Raw genomic sequence first — 7,754 nt, 5'->3', positions numbered from 1 at the left:
GACGCTGACCGAGGTGCCCTCCAGCTCATGCCGCAGTGCCTCGGAGAAGGCGCGCACGGCGAACTTGCTCACGGCGTAGGGGATGCGTCCGGCGGGGGCGGCGAGTGCGTAGACGCTGGCCAGGTGCGTGATGTGCGCGGCCGGAGCTGCGCGGAGCGCGGGGAGGAGCGCCTTGGTGATAGAGACCGTGCCCCACAGGTTCACATCGGTGAGCCAGCGCATCTCCTCCATCGTGAGCTGGTCGATGTCGCCGAGCATCGATGATCCGGCGCACGTGATCAGGGCATTGATGCGCGGGTGCCCCTCGGCGATGCTTGCGGCGGCGGCGAACACGGCGTCGTCATCGCGCAGGTCGACGACGTGCGTCGTCACGTGGACGTCGGTGAGTTCCGCGGCGATGGTCGCGAGCGCCGCAGCGTCGTGATCGATGAGCGCGAGGTGCGTTCCTCGACCGGCGAGCAGACGCGCGATATCGGCGCCCATCCCGTTGGCGGCTCCGGTGATCACGGTGGTGCTGCCGGTGAGGTCGAGGTGCTTCATGTGGCTCCTGCGGCGCGCGATCCGGGTGCGAACCCGCGGATGTCGGATGGGTGGGGCAAGCTGATTCCGAACCATTCTGGCCGACACCGGGCCGCAGTGATACCGGTACGCTCAAGGAGAGGAGGTACCGGTGGGACGGACAGCGGATGCCATCGCCGAAGGCGTTGCGATCGCGACCGCTGCTGCGCGCCTCGCGGTGAAGAACCACATCCTCATCGGCACCATCGCCGAAGACGGTGTCTTCGACATGGACAAGTACATCGACGATGCGCGTGAGGCGCTTCGCGCCATGGCCGAGGAATCGGAAGAGGCTGCGGCCACCGTCACCGCCCTCCGCAAACGCGCGAGAGGTCGGCACTCCGATCCGGTGGGAACGCACGACTATCGTGACCGCGATGTGCGCAACCTCCGCCGTCGGGCCAAGCAGTCCACCGGTGTGGCCGTGCGTCTGCGCGAGATCATGCAGGACCGCGAGCGCCTCGCCGAGATCGTCGAGGAGGCGAGAGACGCCGCCTGGGCCGACGTGCGCCACAACCTCGACCGTCGCCTGCGCGTCGAAGGCATGCGTCCCGATCAGGACCCCGACTACAACCGCATGCGCGAAGCGCGGATGCAGGCGCTTCGGCTCGTCGATCTGCAGGCGCTCTCGTCGGAGCAGAGAGCCAAGGCCAAGCGGCGGAAGAAGCAGCAGAAGGCGGCCTCGGCCGACGAGTGAGGCCTCGTTTCGCTTTCCCGTCGCGACTGTTGTAGGCTGTTCTACGGCCCGCTGAGCGGGCTGGGCGCCCGTAGCTCAATGGATAGAGCATCTGACTACGGATCAGAAGGTTAGGGGTTCGAGTCCCTTCGGGCGCACACTGTGTTGAGACAGTAAAGGAACGGCTTCCACTTCGGTGGGGGCCGTTTCTGCGTTCAGAGCAGGCTCGTGATGGCCGGGTCGCGGTGCGCGACCTCAGCGGCCGTGGCGACGATGACCTCGCGGATCGCGGCGACGGCGACGGCAGGGGTCACATCCGCACGGTGGGCGAGGCTCACGGTGCGGGTCATCATCGGATGCGTCAGTCGAACCGACCGCAGGGCGGGCCGATCGAGCAGCACCATCGCCGGGACCACCGCGACACCGACACCGCGCTCGACGAAGCGCAGCACCGCATCCATCTCGGCGCCCTCGAGCACGTGGGTGGGCCGGAGCCCCTCCGAGCGGAAAGCGGCATCGGTCGTCGCACGGAGCTCGTAGGTCTCGTCGAGAGCGATCAGCGGGAGCGTGGCGAGGTGGGCGAGGCTCATCGCGGGCATGGTCGAGACCGGCGGCTCGGCGGCGGCGGAGATCACGACGAGCTCTTCGGCGAGCAGCGGGGTGCGCGTGAGGCTGAAGCCCGAGGGCGGTGGGCCGTCGGATTCGGTGATGAGGGCGATGTCGACGGCGCCGACGGCGAGCTGTTCGACGAGCCGGCGGGAACCGCTCTCGGTCAGATGCAGATCGACGCCCGGATGACTCGCGTGGAAGGAGCGGATCGCCTCGGCGACCAGGCTGATACAGAGCGTGGGCGGCGCACCCAGGCGTACGCGTCCGCGGCGGAGTCCTGCCAACTCGCCCATCTCGTCGCGGATGGCATCGGCCTCGGCGAGCATGCGCTGTGCGCGGGGGAGCAGCGTCTCGCCCGCAGCCGTGAGGGCGATGTGGCCGCGTGCGCGGTGGAACAGCTCGGCGCCGAGCTCGCGTTCGAGCGTCGAGATCTGCCTGCTCAGCGACGGCTGTGCCAGGTGCAGGTGCTCGGAGGCGCGGGTGAAGTGTCCGAGACGCGCGACCTCGACGAACCCGCGGAGCTGCTCGAGGTTCATGGCCATAGCCTACCCGCATCGTTTCCAGTCGAACTATGCATTGGAGTTATTAGGGTCGCCTAACTAGCGTGGATCGCATGGCTACGCGCGAACGACAGATATCCACCACGGTCCTCGTCATCGGCACCGGCGGCTCCGGGCTGCGGGCGGCGATCGAGATCGCCGAACATGGCGTCGACGTGCTCGCCGTCGGCAAACGCCCGAGGCAGGATGCGCACACCTCGCTCGCCGCCGGCGGCATCAACGCGGCGCTCGGCACCATGGACGCGGGTGACAGCTGGCAGCAGCACGCTGCCGACACCATCAAGGAGAGCTACCTGCTCGCCAACCCGCACACGGTCGAGATCGTCACGCAGGGCGCCGAACGCGGCATCCGCGACCTCGAGCGCTGGGGCATGGACTTCGCCCGCGAAGACGACGGTCGCATCTCCCAGCGCTTCTTCGGTGCGCACACCTTCCGCCGCACGGCCTTCGCCGGCGATTACACGGGCCTGGAGATCCAGCGCACTCTGGTGCGCAAGGCCGAGCAGCTCGAGGTCCCGATCCTCGACCACGTCTACATCACGCGCCTGCTCGTGCGCGACAACGTGGTGTTCGGGGCCTACGGCTTCGACCAGGCCGACGGCACCCGCTACCTCATCCACGCCGACGCCGTCATCCTCGCCGCCGGCGGACACAATCGCATCTGGCGGCGCACCTCCTCCCGCCGCGACGAGAACACGGGCGACTCCTTCCGTCTCGCCGTCGATGCGGGCGCCAGGCTCCGCGACCCCGAGCTCGTGCAGTTCCACCCGTCCGGCATCATCGAGCCGGAGAGTGCAGCGGGCACCCTGATCTCCGAAGCGGCTCGCGGGGAAGGCGGCATCTTGCGCAACGCTCTCGGCGAGCGGTTCATGGCGAAGTACGACCCCGAGCGGATGGAGCTGTCGACCAGGGACCGCGTCGCGCTCGCCGCGTACACCGAGATCCAGGAAGGACGCGGCACCGAGAACGGCGGCGTCTGGCTCGACGTGTCGCACCTGCCCCGAGAGACGATCATGACCCGTCTGCCCCGCGTCTACCAGACGATGATGGAGCTGCAGATGCTCGACATCACGACAGATCCGATCGAGATCGCCCCGACCGCGCACTATTCGATGGGCGGCGTCTGGGTGCGATCGGAGGACCACCAGACCGACGTCGACGGGCTCTACGCGATCGGTGAGGCCTCCAGCGGATTGCACGGCGCGAACCGCCTGGGCGGGAACTCGCTCATCGAGCTTCTCGTCTACGGGCGCATCGTCGGACAGGCGGCCATGGAGCATGCGGCCGGTCTCGACGCCCAGCGTCGCTCGGCGTCGGCGGTCGCCGAGGCCCGCGCCGAGATCGATGACCTGCTCGCCGCGGAAGGACGCGAGAACGTGCGTGCCCTGCAGCGTGCGATCCGCAACCTCATGACCCGGTACGCCGGTGTGGTGCGCTCGGAGGAGGGGCTGCTGGCAGGCCTCGCCGACCTCGACATGATCGAGGGACGCATGGAGGACATCGGCATCCACCCCGACATCGCGGGCTTCCAGGACCTCGCGCACGCGTTCGACCTCAAGGCCTCAGCGCTCGCCGCCCGCGCCACGCTCGAGGCCGCACTGGAGCGTCGCGAGACGCGCGGATGCCACAACCGCAGCGACTTCCCCGACAGTGATCCCACGCTGCAGGTGAACCTGGTGTGGTCGCCGAAGGACGGCGTGACCCGGGAGGCGATCCCTGAGATCTCGCCCGAGATCGCCGAGCTCATGCGCGAGGTCGACACCACGGGCAAGCTCGTCGAGTAGTCGCGGACCCGACTCGCTCCGGGTCGCCGGGGCGACGCTCACTCGCCGGGGCGACGCTCAGTCGGCCTGCGGCTCCTCGGTGTCGATCACGCCGATGCCGACGGCCTCATGATCGGGCTCGGCCTCGTCGCGCTGGGGTGCTTTGGGTTCCTCGCCCGGAGCCTTCTCGGTGCTCGGCTCCTGCAACTGCTCGGTGCTCGGCACCTCATCGGGGTCTGCCTGCTCAGCGGACTCGGCCTGTGCGGGGGAGGCATCCGGCGCGGGCGACTCCGCCGTCACTTCTCCCGCATCGGCGCCCGATGAGGGTGTGGGTGTGGGAGCCTGCGTCTCGGGAGACGGTTCCTGCTCGGGTGTGCTGTTCGTCATGATCGTCCCTTTCGCGATGTCGTCGCCATCAGGATGCCGTCGCAACCGCACCGGATGAAGGGGCTTGACGCGGCCTCAGAAGTGCATCTGCTTCAGCGTGCCGTACTTGATCAGCAGTTCCTCGAGAGCGTCGCCGTCTTTGTACTCCACGCGCACGGTCTTACCGGTGCCGCCCGCGAGCACGATGTCGGGTCCGTTCGAGAACAGCAGCGTCGACCAGGGCGAGGTGAACACGGTCGTCCCTGCGGCATCCCTGGCCGTGACGCCGTCGGCATCCAGCGCGATCTCGACGATCTTGTCGGACCCCTTCACCGGGAAGACGGCGGGGAACTCGCTTCCCTCCCATTCGCGGAAGTAGGCGCTCAGGCCGATCTTCGCCTGCGGGAAACCGGCACGCAGACTGCGTCCGATCCGCGAGACGTGCACCTCATGCTCGGCGCGTTCTCCCTGATCATCGGTGATCGCGACCGTGACGGTCCCGCCGATCGGGTAGGTCTGCCGGAACAGCTCCTCCTGGCGCTTGTCATCCGGTGCCAGGTCGCTGCTCTCCAGGAACGGCTGCTCGCCGATCCACCCGGTGCGCACGCTCCAGGTGCGGGTCGTCGCCTTGCTCTTCTTGCGCGAGCTGAGAACGCCGAACACGACGATCAGCACGAGCACGAGCGCGCCCGCCGCGAGGAACAGCAGGATCCCGGTGTCATCACTCATGCGATCAGGTTAATGGGGGTGAACTGAAGAGGGGAAGGCGGCGTACCCTGGACGAGTGACTGCGTACGTCTCGGCCTTCGACCTGTTCTCCATCGGAGTGGGTCCCTCGAGCTCCCATACGGTGGGCCCGATGCGCGCGGCCCTGGACTTCGTCCACCGGCTCGGCGCGAGCCAGACGCTCAGCGCGGTGTCGCGGATCGAGTGCACGCTGTTCGGTTCGCTGGGAGCGACCGGTATCGGACACGGAACGCCGGATGCCGTCGTGGCGGGGCTGCGGGGATTGTCGCCGGAGAGCTGCGACCCTGCGGAGGTGCGTTCGGCCTGGACCGAGTACCCGGCGGGTGAGCCGCTCACTCTCGATGGCCAGCAGCAGATCCCGTTCGCGAAGACCGACATCGTCTTCGCGCCACGCACCAGGCTGCCCGGTCATCCGAACGCCATGACGATCACCGCGTGGGACGCCGCCGGCGCGACGATCGCCGAGGAGACCTACTACTCGATCGGCGGAGGCTTCATCCGGCGTGAGGGGGAAGAAACGTCGATCACCTCTGCCGGCTTCCCCTATTCCTACGCGGATGCCGCGTCGCTGCTCGCCCTCTGTGACGAGAACGGACTGTCGATCGCCGAGGTCGCGCGACTGAACGAGACTGCGGTGCGCAGCGAGGAAGAGGTCGCTGCCGGGCTGGACGCGATCTGGAATGCCATGTCGGCGTGCGTCGATGCCGGCCTGCACTCCGACGGTGTGCTGCCCGGCATGCTCAAGGTGAAGCGGCGGGCGAGCACGATCCGTGCGCAGCTCGATGAGGTCGAGGCCGACGGGCACCGTGAACTCCCCGGCGAATGGCTCGGGGCTTTCGCGCTCGCGGTCAACGAGGAGAACGCGGCGGGCGGGCGCGTCGTCACTGCACCCACGAACGGTGCGGCCGGCATTCTGCCCGCTGTAGCGATGTACTGGTGGCGGTTCCTTGCCGACTCCGGGCTCGGTGCCGGCAATGCCGTGACGCCCTACGGCGAGCTGGTCGGAAGTGCGCTGCTGGGCTTCGGCCCTGACGGTCCCAGCCTCGCCGCACAGGTGGATGCCGACCTCGACCCGGAGCAGACGGCCGAGGCGAACCGCCGCCGTGGCATCCGTCGTTTCCTGCTGACGGCGACCGCTCTCGGCTCGCTGTTCAAAGCGAACGCCTCGATCTCGGGGGCGGAGGGCGGGTGTCAGGCCGAAGTGGGATCCGCCTGCGCGATGGCCGCGGGCGGCCTCACCGCGGTGATGGGCGGCACGAACCGTCAGATCGAGAACGCGGCCGAGATCGCGATGGAGCACCACCTCGGTCTCACCTGCGACCCGATCGGCGGGCTCGTGCAGATCCCGTGCATCGAGCGCAACGCGATCGCCGCCTCGACCGCCGTGACCGCCGCGCGTCTCGCGCTGCGCGGAGACGGCAGCCACTACGTGTCGCTGGATGCCGTGGTCGAGACGATGCGCCAGACCGGCGCCGACATGTCGACCAAGTACAAGGAGACCAGCGAGGGCGGACTCGCGGTCAACGTCATCGAGTGCTGAGCGCCACTGGCGCGCCGTGTCGGTAGTCGCGGATAGCCTCCTCGGAGACCGACCGAGGAGAGTGTGATGGATCCGTTCTGGGACCCGCGCAGCAAGCGCCGGCGCCAGCAGCCGGTCGTCGCCGTGCATCCGACCGATGACGCGCCCACGCCCGGCGCGCAGTGGCCCACGAGCATCCCGGCCGTCGCCCAGGTGCTGCGGGAGGGTATCGATCTCGACCCCGGAGTGACATTCCTCGTCGGCGAGAACGGCAGCGGCAAGTCGACCATCGTCGAAGGGGTCGCGATCGCCTACGGATTGTCGCCCGAGGGCGGGTCGCGCCAGGCGAAGCACAGCACGCGCCCGACGGAGTCGCCGTTGTCGGAGTGGTTGCGGCTCCAGCGTGGCGTGGGTGCGAACCGGTGGGGTTTCTTCCTGCGCGCCGAGACGATGCACTCGTTCTACACGTACCTGGAAGAGAATCCCTCGCCCCGCGGTGACATCGCCTTTCACGAGATGAGCCATGGCGAGTCGTTCCTCGCGCTGCTGGAGAGCCGGTTCGATGAGCCGGGGTTCTACTGCCTCGATGAGCCCGAGGCCGCACTGTCGTTCTCCTCGACGCTCGCGCTCATCGCCGTACTGCAGCGCATCGTCGACGAGGGCGGCCAGGTGCTATGTGCCACGCACTCTCCCGTGCTCGCCGCGTTGCCCGGGGCGCGCATCCTCGAGGTCGGTGACTGGGGCATCCGCTCCGCCGAGTGGAACGACCTCGAACTCGTGAATCACTGGCGGTCGTTCCTCGACTCGCCTCCGCGCTACCTGCGTCATCTGCTCGACTGACCTCGTCTCGATCCGCGGCGCACGTCGCAGGCTGGCGAGTCGGTTCACGCCAGCTGCGGCACCGCGCGGCAGCACTCAGGCTGCGGCTGCGCCACGCGCTGAGACGCCGGCCGAGG

At 68.5% G+C, this 7,754-nt stretch carries 8 protein-coding genes and 1 tRNA gene; 5 read left to right on the top strand and 4 right to left on the bottom strand.

Features of this window, described 5'->3' with window-relative positions; translation table 11 throughout:
- The coding region (locus KZA10_RS04570; protein ID WP_218682290.1) for an SDR family oxidoreductase at positions 1-540 on the bottom strand (540 nt) is incomplete at its 3' end.
- 130 nt (positions 541-670) lie between these two features.
- On the opposite strand from KZA10_RS04570, the gene KZA10_RS04565 reads away from it, so the two are divergent.
- Together KZA10_RS04565 and KZA10_RS04560 are read left to right on the top strand one after the other, a co-directional pair.
- The gene (locus KZA10_RS04565) at positions 671-1,255 is read left to right on the top strand and encodes a hypothetical protein (RefSeq protein WP_017828049.1); all 585 of its coding nucleotides are present in this window, start codon (positions 671-673) and stop codon (positions 1,253-1,255) included.
- A gap of 64 nt (positions 1,256-1,319) precedes the next feature.
- Positions 1,320-1,392, top strand: a tRNA-Arg gene (locus KZA10_RS04560).
- Between the two features lie 57 nt (positions 1,393-1,449).
- On the opposite strand, the gene KZA10_RS04555 is transcribed toward KZA10_RS04560, so the two are convergent.
- Positions 1,450-2,385: a LysR family transcriptional regulator gene (locus tag KZA10_RS04555; protein WP_017828050.1), complete on the bottom strand. Its 936-nt coding sequence runs from the start codon at positions 2,383-2,385 to the stop codon at positions 1,450-1,452.
- A gap of 71 nt (positions 2,386-2,456) precedes the next feature.
- On the opposite strand from KZA10_RS04555, the gene KZA10_RS04550 reads away from it, so the two are divergent.
- The gene (locus KZA10_RS04550; protein WP_055869857.1) at positions 2,457-4,187 is read left to right on the top strand and encodes an L-aspartate oxidase; all 1,731 of its coding nucleotides are present in this window, start codon (positions 2,457-2,459) and stop codon (positions 4,185-4,187) included.
- A 57-nt stretch (positions 4,188-4,244) separates the two neighbouring features.
- On the opposite strand, the gene KZA10_RS04545 is transcribed toward KZA10_RS04550, so the two are convergent.
- Positions 4,245-4,553, bottom strand: a complete 309-nt coding sequence (locus tag KZA10_RS04545) for a hypothetical protein (RefSeq protein WP_055876915.1) — start codon at positions 4,551-4,553, stop codon at positions 4,245-4,247.
- Positions 4,554-4,628: 75 nt separating this feature from the next.
- On the bottom strand, positions 4,629-5,261 hold the full coding sequence (locus KZA10_RS04540; protein ID WP_218682289.1) for a hypothetical protein: 633 nt from the start codon (positions 5,259-5,261) through the stop codon (positions 4,629-4,631).
- Positions 5,262-5,316: 55 nt separating this feature from the next.
- On the opposite strand from KZA10_RS04540, the gene KZA10_RS04535 reads away from it, so the two are divergent.
- Positions 5,317-6,819, top strand: a complete 1,503-nt coding sequence (locus KZA10_RS04535; protein ID WP_218682288.1) for an L-serine ammonia-lyase, iron-sulfur-dependent, subunit alpha — start codon at positions 5,317-5,319, stop codon at positions 6,817-6,819.
- A 66-nt stretch (positions 6,820-6,885) separates the two neighbouring features.
- Entirely contained in the window at positions 6,886-7,638 is a 753-nt protein-coding gene (locus KZA10_RS04530; protein ID WP_127481796.1) for an AAA family ATPase, read from the top strand.
- Positions 7,639-7,754: the final 116 nt, after the last annotated feature.

Source organism: Microbacterium sp. BF1 (assembly GCF_019279095.1).
Lineage (GTDB): Bacteria > Actinomycetota > Actinomycetes > Actinomycetales > Microbacteriaceae > Microbacterium > Microbacterium maritypicum.
This window is presented reverse-complemented; position numbering and strand designations above follow the sequence as displayed.

Excerpts from the sequence above, each read along its gene's own strand:
- KZA10_RS04555 (WP_017828050.1), bottom strand. The coding sequence starts at position 2,385 with ATGGCCATGAACCTCGAGCAGCTCCGCGGGTTCGTCGAGGTCGCGCGT.
- KZA10_RS04550 (WP_055869857.1), top strand. The coding sequence starts at position 2,457 with ATGGCTACGCGCGAACGACAGATATCCACCACGGTCCTCGTCATCGGC.
- KZA10_RS04545 (WP_055876915.1), bottom strand. The coding sequence starts at position 4,553 with ATGACGAACAGCACACCCGAGCAGGAACCGTCTCCCGAGACGCAGGCT.
- KZA10_RS04540 (WP_218682289.1), bottom strand. The coding sequence starts at position 5,261 with ATGAGTGATGACACCGGGATCCTGCTGTTCCTCGCGGCGGGCGCGCTC.
- KZA10_RS04530 (WP_127481796.1), top strand. The coding sequence starts at position 6,886 with ATGGATCCGTTCTGGGACCCGCGCAGCAAGCGCCGGCGCCAGCAGCCG.